The organism is Eggerthella timonensis (assembly GCF_900184265.1).
Lineage (GTDB): Bacteria > Actinomycetota > Coriobacteriia > Coriobacteriales > Eggerthellaceae > Eggerthella > Eggerthella timonensis.
Genome location: NZ_FXXA01000002.1, coordinates 888,617 through 905,481, shown reverse-complemented (window position 1 = coordinate 905,481; position 16,865 = coordinate 888,617). Strand labels below are relative to the sequence as shown.

Below are 16,865 nucleotides of genomic sequence, written 5' to 3'. Positions count from 1 at the left end.
CTGCTCGCAACGCCCGTGGGGCTGTCATGCCCGCGCGCTTACGCACGCCGCCGCTTACATAACGTACATAGAGATGGCCAGAAACTGCAGGATGCTTCCGGCGAGAACCCAAAGATGGAACAGGGAATGCATGTACGGCACCTTCTTCAACACGTAGAAGATGCACCCGATGGAGTAGCAGATGCCGCCGCCCACGAGCAGCCACAGGCCCGGACCCGGAATGGCCTCGACGAGCGCCGGGAGGAACCATACGACGCACCAACCCATGAGCAGGTACAGCACGGCGGACACCCAACGCGGACGGAACACCCAGAACGCTTCGCAGGCGACGCCGGCCAGCGCCACGAGCCATACGAACGCGCACAGCCACTGGCCGCCGGAATCGGCGAGCGAGATGAGGCAGAACGGCGTGTAGGAGCCGGCGATGAACAGGTAGATGCAGCTGTGGTCGAGCACTTTGAACACGCGCTTCGCCCGCTCGACCGTGATGGCATGGTACAGCGTGGACATCGTGTACTCGAGCAGCATGGTGAGCGTGTACACGAGCGCGGCGAACAGGTAGATGCCGCCTCCGTCCTCGAGCGCGCGCACGACGAGGATGGGGATGGCCGCGATGGCCAGCAGGATGCCGACGCCATGCGAGATCGAGTTCGCGATCTCCTCGCCCGTGGAGTACTCGCGGACGTTATGCTGTTTGCTGGTTGCTCCAGCCGACGCGCTGACGCTCATGCCGCCACGGGCTTTCGGCTTGAATTGGGACGGCGTCCAGCCGTGCACGAGCTGGGGCGCGTCGCTGCGAGGACGCGCGGACGCCTGAGCCTCTGCGTGGGAGGATCCGGCTCGTCGGGCGCTTGAAGCGCTTCGGATATGAGGTGTTGCGGTTGCATTCATGCTCCTACTGTATCACAGCGCCACGAGGCTCCATCCACGCCAACCAGGCGCGCGCATCGTCCTCTTTCGCATCGATGAGCCTGATGGTAGTGCCTCCGACACCCGCTGCAGTGCGTGCATTGATCGTAGCAGTGCCGGCATTGCGTTGAAAAGGATTCGTCTTCGTGTAACCGAACTGTATCTTTTTGCGCGGGAAGCTGATGGTCTCGCGCGCGAAACCGCCGTTGCTCACCTGCATGAAACGCTCGTTGTACGCGAAGCCCGAGCCGCGGAACCACAGCACGGCGCCCACCGCGTCGAGGATGAGCAGCACCACCGCCAGCGCATAGCCGAACAGCGCGCCGTTGTTGACGAAGAACAGCGCCATCGCCTCGTCGGGCACCGCAGGGTTCGCGAGCACGTTCACCGCGATCTGCCCCACCGCCACGAGAACGGCCAGCCAGAAGCCCGTGCCCTGGATAACGCAGCGACGGATGATGGCGCGGCGCAGCCCCACCGGCGCCACCGGAATGTTCTCGGTGGGAACGTCGGCGAACTCGGGGATGATGCCGGCGAGGATCTCGGGCACGCGGGTCATCTTCACGAAGGGATGGATGACGAGGCCCTGCTGGTTGAGGCCTTTCTGCTGGTCATCGGAGCTTTCCGCAGCGGCGTCGATCTTGCCGAGCGACAGCTCGCAGTAACCCAGGAGGCGGCGGATGAAGCTCTGCTTGACCACGACCGACTGTACGCGATCGACGTCGACGCCCTGGAAGCGATGCTGCAAGAGGCCGTGCTCCACCTCGATGCGGTTGTCGCGGCGGCAGGCGCGAAACCCGCCGTACGAGATGCAGGAGCCGATGGCGGACAGGACCCACAGCACCAGCGACGCGCCGAGGAAGGCGGCCACGCCCGCGGCAATGAGATTGCCGCCGAACAGCTGGATGCTCGCGCCCACGACGTTGCCCACGAGCGGCTCCATGGTGCCCGCGAGAATAGGCGCGAGCTCGCCCATGAACTGCGCGACCGCGCCGATGATGCCGACGACCACCACGAAGAACGCCGTGTTGTTCGACAGGCCGGTGAAGATGAGCTCCTTGTTGGACATGCCGTACTCGAAGGTCACGCGGCCCGTGTCCACCTCGGCGCCGCCGAACACGCCGCGCACGTCCTGCCAGATCTCGGCCGGCGCGTCCAAGACGTTAGCGCCCTCGTGGGCAGCCTGCGGAGCGACGCCCGCCGCAACTGCAACGGCTGCCGCAGCGGCCGCGGGAGCCGCGCCGCCCTGCACGGCGACGGCGTACTGCTTGCGCGCGAACAGCTCGCGTCGCAGCTCTTCGGCTTGCGTCTTCTGGACGTACGGCACCATGACGGCCTTGTTCGACGCACCGCCCGCCGTGTCGATGCTCACGCTGCACACGCCGAAAATGCGCTGGATGAGCGTCGCGCGCTGGTCAACGGACTGGATGCGCTGGTACGGCACGTGCACGCGCTTCTTGTTGAGGATGCCCGAGTACAGGTTGAACTCCTCGGGACCCAGCTCGTAGTAGAGGTGCTTGTACGAAACCACCTGGTAGACGGCGATGAGCGCTACGAGCACGACGATGCCGACGATCACGATGCCGATGATGATCATGATCACGGGAATGTCGCTGCGCGTGATAGACTCGCCGTCGGAAATGGCTCCGATGATGGCCGAGAACGAGGAGAACGCCACGATTGCCAGCAGCATGAACGCCGTGCGCAGGCTGCCGAGCCAGATGTAGCTGTGATGGACGTGGTGCTTTTGCAGCTCCACGGGCTGCGGCTGCGGCTGCGGTGCAGGTTGGGGCTGCGGGGCAGGCTGAGGCGCTTGCTGGAAGTCCGTCATCACACGTCCTCCTGGGCGAGACGCGCGAGCTCGGCGGCGCGATCGCGCAGCTGCTCGGCGACGTCGGCGCCGAGGCCGGGGATTTCATGCTCGCCGGCGGCCGTGGCCACCGTGACGCTGGACAGGCCGAACGCACGCAAAATGGGACCTTGGCGCGTATCGGTGTTCTGCACGCGAATGAACGGGATGACGAAGCGCTTGCGCCACACGATGCCGCGCGCGATGTCGAGATAGTCGTTGGACAGCTCGTAGCGCCAGCGCATGAAGCGGATGGGCGGCAGCACCACGAGCCAGATGACGAGGCAGACCGCGAACACCACGGCGAGGACGACGAGCACGATGAACATCCACGGCGCCGGATCCACCGCCGCAGCGATGGCGAACGGAACGAAGCAGCAGAGGAACACCACGGTGAGCCAGATCGCATCGTTGATGCGCCACACGGTTTTTACCTTCGGATCGAGCTGATGTGCCGGCAAGTCTTTCATACCTATCCTTCTCGTCAACGCCCTCACAATATGTTCCCTCATCATACCAGAGAGCGTGCGCATGCGTTGTGCGCAGGAGCAAGACCGGCTATGATGCTGCCAATCATGAAGGAGCATCCATGTCGCATCGCTCGTCCGCATACCGCACCGCCGGGTTCACCCTGGCCGAACTGCTCGTGGTGGTGGCCATCGTGGCCGTCCTCGTGGCCGTCGCCATCCCCGTGTTCACGGGCGCGCTGGGAAGCACCGAGGAAGCCACCTGCGACGCAAACCGCCGCTCGGTGAAGAGCATGTACACGACCGCCTGGCTGCTCGACCAGAACCGCGACTCCCAGCAAACGCTGTTCGACACGTGCGTCGCGCAGCTCAAGAAGCAAAACAACGACGTGCTGTGCCCGAGCGGAGGAAACTACACCGCCACGTTCACGTCGAACGGCGCCGCCATCGTCACGTGCAGCAAGCACGGGCTGGGGCTCGACGACGAGCTAGGAGGCTGGCTCGCAACGTACGACGGGCCGTACACCGGCGACGAGAGCGCCCGAAAAGCGTACGCCGCCGACAAGGGCCTCACGTCCTGGCCCCCCGTGAAGGGGCTCGATAAGGAGACGTACTATCTCCAGTTCAAAAGCTACAACAACAGCGCGGCGAACGCTTTTCTGTACGCCGGGCCAACGTCGACGATTGAAAACAGCAACTCATGGCGAGCAAAGTACCTATGCGACAACAACGGCCTCTACGGAACGCCTGGACAGTGGTACGAGCTCCCCAAGGTGGAAGGCATCTCCATGTACGGCAACGGAGCCGAGGAAAAGCTGATCAAGCTCCTTGAAACCGGCACGCCGGTCACGCTCGAAGGCGACAAGTTCGTCAAATCGGCCTAGGTTCCGAGTGTTTCACGTGAAACATTTGTTTGTGCAGTATACTCAGGCGGATTAAACCTGCGAGTGAAACGAGGTTTCCCATGCGCTACGACGAGCTGCAAGACGAAATCAAGAACGCGATGCGCGCGAAGGACAAGCCGAAGCTGTCCATCCTTCGCCAGGTACACGGCGAGATCAAGAACATCGAGGTCAACGAGCGCCGCGACATCACGGACTCCGACGTGGACGCCATGCTCAAGCGCCTGATCAAGCAGACGAGGGAGACGCTCGACGGCTCCATCAAGGCCGGCAACGACCAGGAGCGCACCGACACCCTCGCCGCCCAGGTGGCCATTCTGGAAAGCTACCTGCCCAAGCAGGTGTCCGGCGACGAGCTGATCGCCCTCATCGACGAGGTGCTGGCCGAGACGGGCGCCTCCACGAAGAAGGACATGGGCCGCGTCATGGGCGCGCTCACGCAAAAAACGGGCGGCAACTTCGATAAAGCTGCCGCCGCGAAAGAACTCGGTCAGAAGTTGTCGTAGGCTCTACAGCCCGAAGAGGTAGTCGAGCTCATCGGACCAGGAGTCTTGGTCCACCTGCCAGGAGTCGCCGGTTTTGACGAGGTCGAGACTCACGTAGTTCGTGGTCATGGCGGTGGTCTTGTCCATGGCGGCCTGGTAGAGCTCGCCGAGGAGGGCCTTCGCGCCGGCTTCGTCGAGAGTCTGCATCTCGCCGGCGTCGATGGCCGCCTGGGCATCATCCATGAACGTGGTAGCGAAGGCCATCGAGTCGCGCAGCGTCACGTCGGCATAGGCGATGCCCGTGCCGTCGCCGTTGTCGTACGCGCCGTCAAGCTGGTAATCGAAGTCGGTCAGCATCCATTCGACGAACGCTGCGGGATCGATGCCGAGATCGGTCAGACTGTAGCCCGTGGCGTCGGCCAGCTGCTCGTCGGCCTCGACGGCGATCTGCTGCATGGTAGCGGCGTCCTTGTTCTTCAGCAGGTCGAGCTTGTCGGTCATCGCGGCTTCCATTTGCTGGTCGCCCTCCGTGATGGCGGACAGGTCGGAGGTGGAAGAAGAATGGTATTCGACGTCGTCGTAGGCGGCCACGAACGCGAGCATGCCCAGGCCCAGCACCACGTACAGGAAAAACGCCAACACGGACAGCACGATGCCGACGATGCCGCACACCTTGCCGCCGGTCGCCTTGCCGTCCTTCCCCGCCGCTTTGACAGCCTGCACGGCAAGCACGATGGCGACGATGCCCAGCACGATGCCCAGCACGATCGTCGCCGAGAACAGGATGGCCAGGATGCCGCATACCAGCGCGCCGACGGCTTTGCCGTTGGATTGCGGCGCAGTGGGCTGATAGTATCCCGTAGGCTGGGCACTCGGCTGCTGACCGGGTTGCTGCGGCTGGCCGTAAGGCGCGGTTCCGGGAACGGGCGCGGTCGGCTGCGCGTAGGGGCTTGCCGGCTGGGTCGGCTGGGTCGGTGCCGGCGTCGGGGTCGCAGGCGGAACGGGCTGCTGGGGCGGCTGCGGCTGAGTCTGGTCGTCCATGGTTGATTCCCTCTCTTGTTTGTCGTTGCCGACAGTATAACGTAAGCGAAGCCCTCGGGTTTCCGAGGGCTTCGCGAAGATAGAGCTTTCGTTGAGGCGAGGCCGGCCTAGTAGTGCGCCAAATCCTCGTCCTTCACGCGACCGCGGAACGTGCGGTAGATGATGACGTGGTAGATCAGCACGAGCGGCAAACCGACGCACGTGATGATAGTCATCCACATAAGCGTCAGCTCGGACGACGAGGCGTTCATGGCCGTGATGACTCCCCCGACGCTATCGGATGCCGAGAACACGAAGTTCGGGAACATCGAAGCCGCCAGCAGCAACACGAGCAGCACGGCCGCGCCGGACTGGGCGATGAACGCGCCCAGGTCGCAGTCCTTCTTATTCGCGAAGAAGATCGACGCGCCGATGGCGACCACGAATAGGACGGCCAGCACCCAGCGCACCGCGCCGAGCATCGGGTCCATCGCCGGCTGGATGCCCGTGAGGGCGAACGCCGTCACCGCGACGAACAGCACGAGCGCGACGATCTGCAACGGGAAGCGCAGCTTCGCGGCGCGCGCCTGCAAATCGCTGGGCTTCGGCGCCTTGAGCGACAGCCAGGTTGCGCCCTGCGCCAGGAACATCGACAGGCCCAGCAGGCCGCACAGCAGCGTGAACGGCGTGATGAGGCCCAGCAGCGGGATGCCGGTGTAGTCGCCGTTGGCGCTCATGGGAATGCCCGCGTAAATGTTGCCCACGGCAACGCCCAGCAGCAGAGCCGGCAGCAGCGAGCCGATGAAGAAGCAGATGTCCCACACCTTCGCCCACTTGAGGTCGTGGCCGCGATACTCCACGGACACGGCGCGCACGATCAGGCCGAACAGCACCAGCATAACCGCCAGGTAGAACCCGGAGAACGTGGTGGCGTACGCCGCCGGGAACGCTGCGAACAGCGCACCGCCTGCGGTGAGCAGCCACACTTCGTTGCCGTCCCACACGGGCCCGATGCTCGTGCGCACGACGGCCTGCTCTTTATCGCCCTTCGCGACGAAGGGATACAGCACGCCCGCGCCCAGGTCGAACCCGTCGAGGACGAAGTAGCCAGCGATCAGCACGAAGATCAGGAGGAACCAAAGCCCCTGGAAGAACGTGATTTCCATGACTACTCACCTCCCTTCGCAGCGGCAACTTCGGTCTCGACGACGGGACCTTCCTTGATGAAGCGGCCCATCGTGCGAGCCCAAGCCACCATGAGGAACGCGTACACCACGAGGAACAGCACCATCGTGATCATGAGCTCGGGGGCGGACACCGACTGCGACACGCCTTCGCTCGTGAGCAGGCTCACGCCGTCGGGGCCGGTCGCGGACGGGTACACCACCCATGGCTGGCGACCGACCTCGGCCGTGAACCAGCCCGCCTGGATGGCGATGAGCGGGAACACCGGGGAGATGAGCACGAGGCGCTGCAGCCACTTCATGTTCTGGATCTTGCCGCCGCGCAGCGTGAACACGAGCGCGAGGATGATCGTGAGCATGATGAGGCCGTACATCGCCACCATGAGGTGGTAGGTCTGGAACACGAAGTTCACGGGAGCGGTCTCGGGGTCGATAGCGCCGTACTCGGCGGAAGCGGCCAGCTCGTTGAGGCCTTCGTACTCGGTGTCCCATGCGCCGGTGGCGAGGAAGCTCGTGCCGCCCGGGATGGAGAACGGGCTGATGACCTTCTGGTTCTCTTCGTCAACCCAGCCGAATGCGTACAGCGGGGGCACTTCGGAGTCGTACATGCCCTCCATCATGGCCAGCTTCGTAGGCTGCTCCTCGGCCACCACCACGGCGGACGAGTGTGCGGTGACCAGCATGACGCAGCTGACCACGATGCCTACGACGGCGCCCAGTTTCATCGTCTTCATGGCGAAGTCGGTGTGGCGCTTCTTGATGAGGTACCACGCGGACACGGCCATGGCCACGAACGCGCCCATGATGAGCACGGCGACGATGGTGTGCGAGTAGCGCGGCCACACCGAGGGATTCATTGCCGCGGTGAGGAAGTCGGTGATGACGGCCTTCGAGCCGTCGGCGGACAGCTCCGCGCCGGCCGGCGTCTGCATCCACGAGTTAGCGATGAGGATCCACAGGGCCGACAGGGCCGAGCCGAACCACACGAGCCAAGACGACACCATGTAGAACTTCGGCGACACGCGCTTGCGGCCGAACAGCAGCACGCCCAGGAACGTCGACTCGAGGAAGAACGCGAGCAGCGCCTCGGCGGCCAGCGGCGCACCGAAGATGTCGCCGACGAACCTCGAGTAGTCCGCCCAGTTCGTTCCGAAGGAGAACTCCATCGTGATGCCCGTGGCCAAACCCAACACGAACGTCGCGGTGAAGATCTTCACCCAGAATTTGGTAGCCGCCGCGTCCTTAGGATCGCGCGAGCGGTAGTACCGTGTTTCGTTGATGGCAAGGATAAGTCCCAAACCGATGGTCAACGGCACAAAAATGAAGTGATATGCCGCCGTGCAAGCGAACTGAATGCGCGCCAGAAGCACGGGATCGGAGAAGATATCCATCGCACACCCCCTTACTCTCGTCTGTACCGACAGATGTCTATGGTGGTCATTGTATCACCATTCGTAGAAAAAATGTTATTGGAGGAATAACATTTTTAGGGGAATTGGGTGCGCGGGGCGCGTAGGCAGTGCGCGGGGCGCAGGATGCATGGGGGGCGTCCGAAGCACCGCCGACGGCCGAAGGCGCCAACCAAGCACACCGGACGCTTCACGCGAAGCATCCGTGCTGGTTTCCCTGCTTGACACATAACTCCAAGCAAGCTTTCCTGCTCCGTCTCTGTGCAGTTTTCACCCAAAGGGTACGGTTTCGCGGCACGCGGCAGCACATAAGGCGGCGAGACAAAGGGCGATCTGGGGAAACGCTCGCTATCCGAGAAGGCGTGCAGGCTGCTGAGGCTGGATCCGCAACATTTGGGTGAAAACTGCGCATCGGAGCCGCACTTGGGTGGCCGATGCCGCATCCGCATCCTATTCGATCATGCGCCGTCCCCGGCCGGAACGCCCCCGTTCAATCGCGCGATGTTTCACGTGAAACATTCGTTCGCTATTTGCTTGACGCGTAATTTTTCCGCCGCGCGGGGAGGTCGGGAGCAGGGGGGCCGACCTACCGCCCTGCCACGTTGGGCGCAAATCGGCAGCCATGGCAAAATCGAGGGCCCGAAACCGCCTCTGCAGACGGCGCCGCGAAACGCCACCTGGCCTTTCTTCGTTGGCCGGAACGGAAACCGCTCGGGAAATTGTCACAGCCCTCGATGTGCGCCCACGCTCCCGCGCGCGCCGCGCCCCCGCCGGCCAGGTCGGACGGCGGGGCGCGGCGGGGATCACGAGATGTGGCCCAGGAAGTCCTTCGTTCGATCGGACTTCGGATGGTCGAAGACATCCTCGGGGGTACCCTGCTCCACGATGAAGCCTCCGTCCATGAAGATGACGCGGTCGGCCACGTCGCGAGCGAAGCCCATCTCGTGGGTGACCACGATCATGGTCATGCCGCCCTTCGCCAGCCCCTTCATGACGCTCAGCACGTCGCGCACGAGCTCGGGATCGAGTGCGCTCGTGGCCTCGTCGAACAGCATCACGTGCGGGTCCATGGCCAGCGCACGGGCGATGGCCACACGCTGCTGCTGGCCGCCCGACAGCTCGGAGGGCTTGTAGTCCACGCGATCGGCCAGCCCCACCCGGGTCAACTGCTCGACGGCGATCTTCTCGGCCTCTTCGCGGGCGCGGTGCAGCACCTTCTGCTGCGCGAGCATGACGTTCTTCTTCGCCGTGAGGTGCGGGAACAGGTTGAAGTTCTGGAACACCATGCCCACCTTGGCGCGCACCTTGTTGATGTCGGTCTTCTTCGCGGTGATCTCGGTGTCCTCGAAGAAGATGCGCCCTTCGGTGGGCGTTTCCAGCAGGTTCACGCAGCGCAGCAGCGTAGACTTGCCGGAACCGGACGGCCCCAGGATGACCACCACTTCGCCGCGCTGCACCTCGAGATCGATGCCGCGCAGCACCACGTTGTCGCCGAACGCCTTGCGCAGCCCCTCGATGCGGACCACCGGCTCGCCGGTCGCTTGCTTGGTTTCTTCGCTCATATCCGCACCTCCTTAATGGCTGATATGGTTGGAGCCGGCCAGCGTCTCGGACATGCGCAGGCTCTTGGACACGGCGGCGTCGGAGTCGGGCAGCACGGCCTCTTCCGACGTGATGGTGACGTTCTTCTTGCGCCGGCGCCCTCCCGCCATGCGGCGCTCCATCGAGTTGATGAGCTTCGTCAGCGGAATGGTGACGATGAGGTAGAAGCCCGCGGCCACGATGTAGGGCGTCACGTTGCCCGTCGCGGCCGTGATCGTCTTCGCGTACATCATGAGCTCGGTCACGCCCACGGCCGCCAAGAGCGAGGTATCCTTGTACATGAGGATGAACTCGCTGGTCATCGTCGGGATGACGCGCCGCACGGTCTGCGGGATGATGACGAACAGCATGGTTTGCGCGCCGTTCATGCCCAGCGATCGCGAGGCCTCGAACTGCCCCTTGTTGATGGACTGGATGCCCGCGCGGAAGATCTCGGCCAGATACGCGCTCGAGTTCATCACCAGCACGATGGCGCCCAGCACGAAGTTGTCCACCTGCAAGCCCATGAGCGGCAGGCCGAAGAACGCGATGTACAGCTGCAGGAACAGCGGCGTGCCGCGCACGATGTTGATGTACGTGGCGCCGATGGCGCGCGGGATGCGGCTCTTCGCCATGCGCAAAAACGACCAGATCAAACCCAGCGGGATGGACAGCGGGAAGCTGACGATGACGATGCCGATGGAGATGAGCCAGCCTGCGACGAGCGCCGGCACCGACGTGACGATGAGCGTGGGATTGAAGAACAGGTTGAGGAACTTGTTGGAGTTCCACGCTTGCACCCACTCCTGAGCGCCCAGCCACGACGAGAGCTGCTCGGCGGGCGACGTGCCCACCACGGTGATCGTCTGATCGGTCGCGGGCATGTCGTGCTGCTGCCCGTCAGCCGTCGTATAGCTGCCCGCCAGGCCGAACGTCCCGCCGCCGCCCGGGAGCAACGTGCGGTTGAGCTCGATCATCACGAGCGCGCCTGCCGGCGCGGGCTCGTCGAGCGCCACGGTGACGGTGGTTCCCTCCACCGTGGTCTGAGAGCTCGCCTCAAGGCGATCGAGGTCAGCGATGACCGTGGTCTTCACGTTCTCGGCCTCGACGGCCGTGCCTTCGGGCATCTCGAGAACCACCGACGCGATGGATTCGTCTTCGGCAGACTGGCCTTGCCACGTGACGCGGGTCGCCGTGGCGCCCATGACGGTGGTGCTGTCGCCGTCTTTGTTCGGCTTGGCCGTCCAGCGCTCCACGTCCAGCGCGTGCGCCTGAATCGGCAGCGCGAAAGAAAGCGCCAACGCCGCCGCGACCAAAGCCACAGCGACGCCGACGACGTTCTTTCTCGCATGCGAGAATAGAGGTAGCATGTTCGTTCTATCCGCGGATTACTGGAGCCACGTGGCTACGAGCTCGTCGTACTTGCCGTTCTCGCGCACCGCCTTGATGGCCTTGTTGAGGGCCTTGGTGAGCTCGGGGTTCTCCTTGCTGACGGCGATGGCGTACTGCTCGCCCGTCGGGATCTCCTTGATGATCTCGCAGTCGGCGTACGCGGTCTTCACGTAGTAGTTCGCCACGGGCCAATCCACGGCGATCGCGTCGATCTGACCGGACTGCAGCGCAGCGAATATGGCGGTCATCTCGTCGAATCCCACCATCTCGACGTCCTTGATGTTCTCGGCGGCCCATTCGTAGCCGGTGGTGCCGGTCTGGGCGCCCACCTTCTTGCCCTCGAGCTGAGCGACGTCGGTGATGCCCGCGTCCTTGAGCACGGTGATGCTCTGGTTCACGTCGCAGATGGGATCGGTGAAGTCGACCGATTCCAGGCGCTCGTCGTTGATGGTGATGCCCGACACGCCCACGTCGGCCTTGCCGCCGGTCTTGATGAGCGGCACGATGGTGTCGAACTTCGTGGACGGCAGGTAGTTGACCTCGACGCCCAGCTCCTCGGCGAGCAGGCCCATGAGGTCAACCTCGAAGCCTTCGGGCTTGTCGCCGTTGAGGTTCTCGAACGGCGGGAAGTCGAGCGAGGCGGCCACCGTCAGCTTGCCGTCGTTGATGAGCGTGTAGCCTGCGTCGGTTCCGCCGGCGCTGGTGGTGCTTCCCTGGTCGCCTGTGCCGGACGAACAGCCGAACAGCGTGAGCGATGCCGCCAACGCGCCTGCGGCGATGAGAGCGCCCCATTTCTTGATGTTCATGATCCTCCCCTTTCACTGCATCCGCTTTTCTCAAACAGGTATAAGTATGATGCAGGTGCACTACTATACGACCCCGCGCGCCCTTTATCAAAGGGCGGCGCGCCAAGAGAGGGGTTAGCTGGGCGTGATGACCCCCGAGCGGTCGTTTCGAGAGCCTGTGCGGTTTAGTGCTCTAAAGCGGTGGAGCATCAGGACCACAGGGCGCATACGAGGTAGAGCACCGCGAGGAAGCTCGCGTTGAACGCGGTGAAGCGCGCGACGAAGCCGCCCGCCGTCTGGCGCGCGATCTCGGGGCGGCGGCCGAACGCGGCTTTGACCGCACGGTACTGGTTGAAGGTGATGAGGCTGGCGAGCGAAGCCACGAGCGTGCCCGCGCCGCCGATGTTCACGCCCACGAGCAGCGCCTCGTAGCTGTCGGTGAAATGCGACAGCAGCACCGCAGCAGGAACGTTGCTGATGACCTGGCTGGCTCCCGCGCTGGCCAGCAGCGCGTTGCTTGCCATCGCCTGCGACAGGACCTCGTCGACGGCAGGCATGCGCGCCATGTTTCCCGCGAACACGAAGAAGCACGCGAACGTGAGCAGCAGCCCGAAGTCCACCGACCGCAGGGCGCGGCGGTCGAGTGCGAGCAGCACCGACACGACGGCGACGAGCGCCACCGGGTACGGCACGAGGCGGAACACCGAGGCAATGACCAGCACGAGCAGCGCCCCGCATGCGAGGGCGCGGCGGCGATCGACGGTCGCGGGAGGCTGCTCGGAGGCGCGAGGCGCGAGGCGCGCTTCGGGGTCGCGGGGCGCGGGCTTCGCGAACACGGCGCAGCATACGCCGATGAGCAGCACCGACACGGCGAACGGCAGCGCCATGACCGCGAGGAAATCCGCGAGCGGGATGGAGAAGCGCTCGAACAGGTAGAGGTTCTGCGGGTTGCCGAACGGCACGATCATGCCGCCGAGGTTCGCCGCGAGGCTCTGCATGATGAAGGCGAAGGGCAGCGCGCGCTCCCACCCCGCCTTGAGCAGCGTGGCCGCGCAGAGGGGCAGCATCATGATGAGCGCCATGTCGTTCGTGGCGATCATCGAAAGCACGAGCGTGATGCCCACGATGGCCGCGATCGCGGCGCGACAGGTGGAGAAGCGCGCCACCATCGCGCGGGCCGTGGCCTCGAACACGCCCGCATTGCGCAGCGCCCCCACGAGGGCGAGGATGCCGAACAGGCAGGCGAGCGTTTTCAGGTCGAAGTACCCCAGGTAGGCGGCATCGGGCGGCACGGCCAGCATAGTGGCCGCCGCCACCGTCGCCGACACGAGCAGCACTGCGTGGGTCCGCGCGAAACGGGCGCAGGCGGCAACCGCGGCGCGCGGGCGATCCGCAGAACGGTCGGGTGCCGCGGCCTTGCCCGAGGCGCGAACGGCAACCGATTCCCTGCACGCGAAAACGCCCCTTGCATCAGGGGCGTTGCGTGCGTCGGGCGGTGTCGAACCGTGCATCATGCCATCAGTGTATCGCGTCGGCGCGTGCGGCACAACCGGGGCCGCGCCGCCCGTTCGCCGCTGTGCTCATCGCGACCGCCCCGCACCCGCTTCGACTCGGCATCGGATGCCAGGTGCGAGCCACGTTGGCAGAGAATACGCGATATGAACGAGAATATCCATGGCTAACTTTTTGCGACCTGGGGTTTTCCGAATCGACCGAGAGAATCAAAGCGAAAAATCGTTCATATCGTGCGATCTCTGCCAAGCGGATGCATGCAACGGGCGGGGCGAAGGGATCGCAACCCTCGGCCTACGCGCCCACGGGCCGCACGCCCACGCTTTCCACCGACCCGAACGCCCCGTGGTAGTCGGAGCCGCCGGTGCATACGAGGCCGTAGCGTTCGGCCAGATCCGCGCAGCGCGCGTGGTCGGCGGGGCCGTGGTCGGGGTGGAAGCGCTCGATGCCGCCGAGGCCGCATGCCACGAGGCTGGGAAGCAGGTCGTAGCTGTCGAGCTGACCAGGATGCGCGAGCACGGCCAAGCCGCCGTCTTCCACGATGGCGCGCACCGCGTCGTGCGCATCCACGTAGTCGATGTCGCGATCGCAGATGCCGCCGTTCTTGAACAGGCTGCGGTACAGCGCGCGATAGCCCTCGCTCGTATACTGCTCGTCGGTGAGCGCCGCCATGATATGCTGCTTGTACAGGCACGTCGAGGCGCGACCCAGCTCCAGCGCGCGTTCCGCGTCCACCGCGTAGCCCGCTTCCACCAGCCGGTCGAGCTGCCACAGCGAGTTCGCGTTGCGCCGCTCCAACACGGGTCCGCACAAGGCCGCCAGGGCGGGCGCGCCCCCCTCGAGCCCCAAGCCCAAGATGTGCACCTTGCGCCCGCGCTCGAAGTCGTATGCGCTCACCTCGATGCCGCCCACCACCTGCACGCCCATCCGCTCGCCTAGCTCGCGCGCCGCGGCCAACCCGGCGGTGGTGTCGTGGTTCGTGAACGCCAGGCGCTCGAGGCCGCGCTCGCGCGCCTGGGCGAGCACCTGCTCGAACGTGTCCGAACCGTCGGACATCGTCGAATGCACGTGGAAGTCGGTTTTGCCGAGCGCCCCGGGCGCGCCGTCGGCAAGCCCCGGCGCCAGCACTGCTTCGCCCGATGTTTCACGCGAAACATCCGTTCGCCGCATATCCCTCACGCCATCATCCCTTCCTGCATGTTGAACTCATGATCGCACAAGCCTTCCATGAATTCGAGGTCGTGGAAGATGCCGAGCATCGTGGTGCCCTCGGCTTTCAGCTGCTCGATGAGGGCGCGTACCTTGAGCTTCGACGCGTTGTCGAGCGAGGCGGTGGGCTCGTCGAGCAGCAGCAGGCGCGGGCGCTTGATCATGGCGGCGGCGATGTTGAGGCGCAGCTTCTCGCCGCCCGAGAACGTGCGGGGATACAGCTCCCACAGGTTCTCGTCGAGGTCGAAGTGGCGCAGCATGCGCTCGGTCTCCTGCTCGGCGCGGGGGCGCTCGTCCGCGCCGTACGCCTCGAGCGCGCTTTTCAGCACGATGTCGTAGGCCGTTTGCCGCGGCAGCGCGTTGAGGAACTGCGAGACGTACCCCAGCTCGTAGGCGCGCAGGTACAGCATCTGGCGCTGCGTGGCCTGCGCCAGGTCGAGCATGCCGAAGCGCTGCGAGTCGTACAGGATGCGGCCGCGCTCGGGCAGGTTCGTGCGCCAGATGCAGCGCAGGATGGTGGACTTGCCGCTGCCGCTGCGGCCCGTGATGCCCACGAACTGGCCCGGTTCGATGGCGAAGTCGATGTCCTGGCACCCCTGCACGCGGCGGTTCACGCGATGGAGCAGGAACGTCTTCGACAGGCCGTCGATTTCGAGGAGCGCCATGCTACACCGCCTCGACCAGGGGGCGGGACAGCTGCTCGAACGAGACGAGCTGCTCGGTGTCGCGCCCGTACCCGCACGGCTGATCGGGATAGTGCGAGCGGAACACCGAGCGCCCGCCCACGAACGCGCGCGTGACCACGGGCATCGTGCGCGCCGCGCCGTCGCAGGACGAACCGCACGAGATCTCGCGCACGAGCAGCACGTCGGCCCGCTTCCCCACCGCGATGGAGCCCACCTCGTCGGCAATCCCCGCGGCCTTCGCCGGGTTGATGGTGACGAGCGCGAACGCCTTGGCGATGTCGAGCCCGCACGCATCGCGCAGGGTGAACACCGCGTCCAGCAGCGCCGCCGGGTAGTAGTCGCTGCACAGCACGTCGATGGCGCCAGCCTGCACGGCCTCGCGCGCGCTCAGGTTGCCCGAATGGCTGCGGCCCAGCATGACGTTCGGCGCGCCTGCGATGGTGTGCATGCCGCGTGCCCGCGCCGCGCGCGCGATGTCGAGCGAGATGGGGAACTCGGAAATGGTGGCTTCGAGGCCGTCCATGAACGCCAGCTTGTCCTCGCTGTCGTCGTCGTGAGAGGCGATGGACACGCCGCGCTCGCGGGCCACGCTCGCCAGCGCGGCGATCTGCGCGTACGTGAGCTTCTCGCTCTCCTGCTGCTGGCGCACGATGGCGCGCACCTCCTCGTCGCTGACGTCGCGGTAGCCCTTGAGCGTGTCGCCGAACACGAGCAGGTCGCGGTACTGGCCCTGCCCCGGGGTGTGGTCCATGAACGACACGAGGTCCACCTTGCCCGAGCGCAAAAAGCCCTCGATGTCGTCGTACAGATCGACCGAGTCCAGCTCGACGCGCATGTGCAGGCGGTGGCGGATGAGGTGGTCGCGCTCCTCGCCCTCGCGCAGGCCCGCCACGCGATCGATGAGGGCGCTCACGTTGCCGAAGTTGCGGATGGGCTTGTGGTCGAAGACGTGCGCGCCGTACACCGACAGCGAGTGGAAGATGGTGGTCACGCCGTGCGACACGAGCTCGCGGTCGGCCTTGTACAGCGACGTGGACAGGTCCATGACCACGCTCGGACGCGGCGAGGCCACGTTCTCCACGTAGTCCGAGTGGATGTCGATGAGGCCGGGCGCCACGTACGCGCCGCGCGCGTCCACCACGGGCAGCACGCCCATCGTGGCGTCGGGCTGCGCGTCGAAGTCGGACGCGCCCACCGGCTCGATGGAGGCGATGCGCCCGTCGATGACCACGACGTCGCAGTCGGGGAGCACGCGGTCGGCGCACACCACCGTGCCTCCGCGAATGATGCAGGAATTGGTGTCCATGAAGAGGTTCCTTTCGAGGTTGGTCGGACAGGAGCTCGGCGACCTGTCCATGCCGCCGCCAGGCGGCATGAGGGGCGTACAGGTTGGCGTAGTCAGTCAGCGAGGGGCGTTGGAGCGCGCCGAATTCGTGGGATGGCGAAGGCGGTGCGTACCTTGGTACGCAAGGCTT

At 65.1% G+C, this 16,865-nt stretch carries 15 protein-coding genes; 2 read left to right on the top strand and 13 right to left on the bottom strand.

From position 1 onward, the window contains the following. Nucleotides 1–54: 54 nt before the first annotated feature. From trhA to C1A15_RS03760, 3 genes are all read right to left on the bottom strand, one after another. Nucleotides 55–729: a PAQR family membrane homeostasis protein TrhA gene (trhA, locus tag C1A15_RS03770; RefSeq protein WP_101721329.1), complete on the bottom strand. Its 675-nt coding sequence runs from the start codon at nt 727–729 to the stop codon at nt 55–57. 166 nt (nt 730–895) lie between these two features. Next, nucleotides 896–2,740 (bottom strand): PH domain-containing protein, encoded by a 1,845-nt coding sequence (locus C1A15_RS03765; RefSeq protein ID WP_101721328.1) that lies wholly within the window; start codon nt 2,738–2,740, stop codon nt 896–898. After that, nucleotides 2,740–3,228, bottom strand: coding sequence for a PH domain-containing protein (locus C1A15_RS03760; RefSeq protein ID WP_101721327.1), 489 nt, complete (start codon nt 3,226–3,228; stop codon nt 2,740–2,742). The genes C1A15_RS03765 and C1A15_RS03760 overlap by 1 nt, the downstream gene beginning before the upstream one ends. Nucleotides 3,229–3,347: 119 nt before the next feature. Here C1A15_RS03760 and C1A15_RS03755 point away from each other — a divergent pair, with 119 nt between their 5' ends. Both C1A15_RS03755 and C1A15_RS03750 read left to right on the top strand, forming a co-directional pair. Then, a complete protein-coding gene (locus tag C1A15_RS03755; RefSeq protein ID WP_101721326.1) occupies nt 3,348–4,109 on the top strand; it encodes a prepilin-type N-terminal cleavage/methylation domain-containing protein in 762 nt (253 codons plus the stop codon). Nucleotides 4,110–4,189: 80 nt separating this feature from the next. Beyond that, complete coding sequence (locus C1A15_RS03750) at nt 4,190–4,633, top strand: GatB/YqeY domain-containing protein (RefSeq protein WP_101721325.1); 444 nt, start codon at nt 4,190–4,192, stop codon at nt 4,631–4,633. A gap of 3 nt (nt 4,634–4,636) precedes the next feature. Here C1A15_RS03750 and C1A15_RS03745 read toward each other — a convergent pair whose 3' ends face one another. The 10 genes from C1A15_RS03745 to C1A15_RS03700 form a co-directional block, all read right to left on the bottom strand. Next, entirely contained in the window at nt 4,637–5,653 is a 1,017-nt protein-coding gene (locus tag C1A15_RS03745; RefSeq protein WP_101721324.1) for a DUF4190 domain-containing protein, read from the bottom strand. A gap of 107 nt (nt 5,654–5,760) precedes the next feature. Next, nucleotides 5,761–6,798, bottom strand: a complete 1,038-nt coding sequence (gene cydB / locus C1A15_RS03740; protein ID WP_101721323.1) for a cytochrome d ubiquinol oxidase subunit II — start codon at nt 6,796–6,798, stop codon at nt 5,761–5,763. A gap of 2 nt (nt 6,799–6,800) precedes the next feature. Beyond that, nucleotides 6,801–8,207 carry a cytochrome ubiquinol oxidase subunit I gene (locus tag C1A15_RS03735; protein WP_101721322.1) on the bottom strand — a complete coding sequence of 469 codons (1,407 nt, stop codon included), beginning with the start codon at nt 8,205–8,207 and terminating at the stop codon, nt 6,801–6,803. An 821-nt stretch (nt 8,208–9,028) separates the two neighbouring features. Further along, on the bottom strand, nt 9,029–9,787 hold the full coding sequence (locus C1A15_RS03730; protein ID WP_101721321.1) for an amino acid ABC transporter ATP-binding protein: 759 nt from the start codon (nt 9,785–9,787) through the stop codon (nt 9,029–9,031). A 12-nt stretch (nt 9,788–9,799) separates the two neighbouring features. After that, a complete protein-coding gene (locus C1A15_RS03725; RefSeq protein ID WP_101721320.1) occupies nt 9,800–11,176 on the bottom strand; it encodes an amino acid ABC transporter permease in 1,377 nt (458 codons plus the stop codon). Between the two features lie 18 nt (nt 11,177–11,194). Continuing rightward, entirely contained in the window at nt 11,195–12,004 is an 810-nt protein-coding gene (locus C1A15_RS03720) for an ABC transporter substrate-binding protein (RefSeq protein ID WP_101721319.1), read from the bottom strand. A gap of 188 nt (nt 12,005–12,192) precedes the next feature. Next, complete coding sequence (locus C1A15_RS03715; protein ID WP_245864900.1) at nt 12,193–13,320, bottom strand: SLC13 family permease; 1,128 nt, start codon at nt 13,318–13,320, stop codon at nt 12,193–12,195. A 469-nt stretch (nt 13,321–13,789) separates the two neighbouring features. Then, complete coding sequence (phnPP, locus tag C1A15_RS03710) at nt 13,790–14,665, bottom strand: phosphoribosyl 1,2-cyclic phosphate 1,2-diphosphodiesterase (RefSeq protein ID WP_101721318.1); 876 nt, start codon at nt 14,663–14,665, stop codon at nt 13,790–13,792. Nucleotides 14,666–14,670: 5 nt separating this feature from the next. Further along, nucleotides 14,671–15,369, bottom strand: a complete 699-nt coding sequence (locus tag C1A15_RS03705; RefSeq protein ID WP_101721317.1) for a phosphonate C-P lyase system protein PhnL — start codon at nt 15,367–15,369, stop codon at nt 14,671–14,673. 1 nt (nt 15,370) lies between these two features. Next, on the bottom strand, nt 15,371–16,696 hold the full coding sequence (locus tag C1A15_RS03700; RefSeq protein ID WP_101721316.1) for an alpha-D-ribose 1-methylphosphonate 5-triphosphate diphosphatase: 1,326 nt from the start codon (nt 16,694–16,696) through the stop codon (nt 15,371–15,373). Nucleotides 16,697–16,865: the final 169 nt, after the last annotated feature.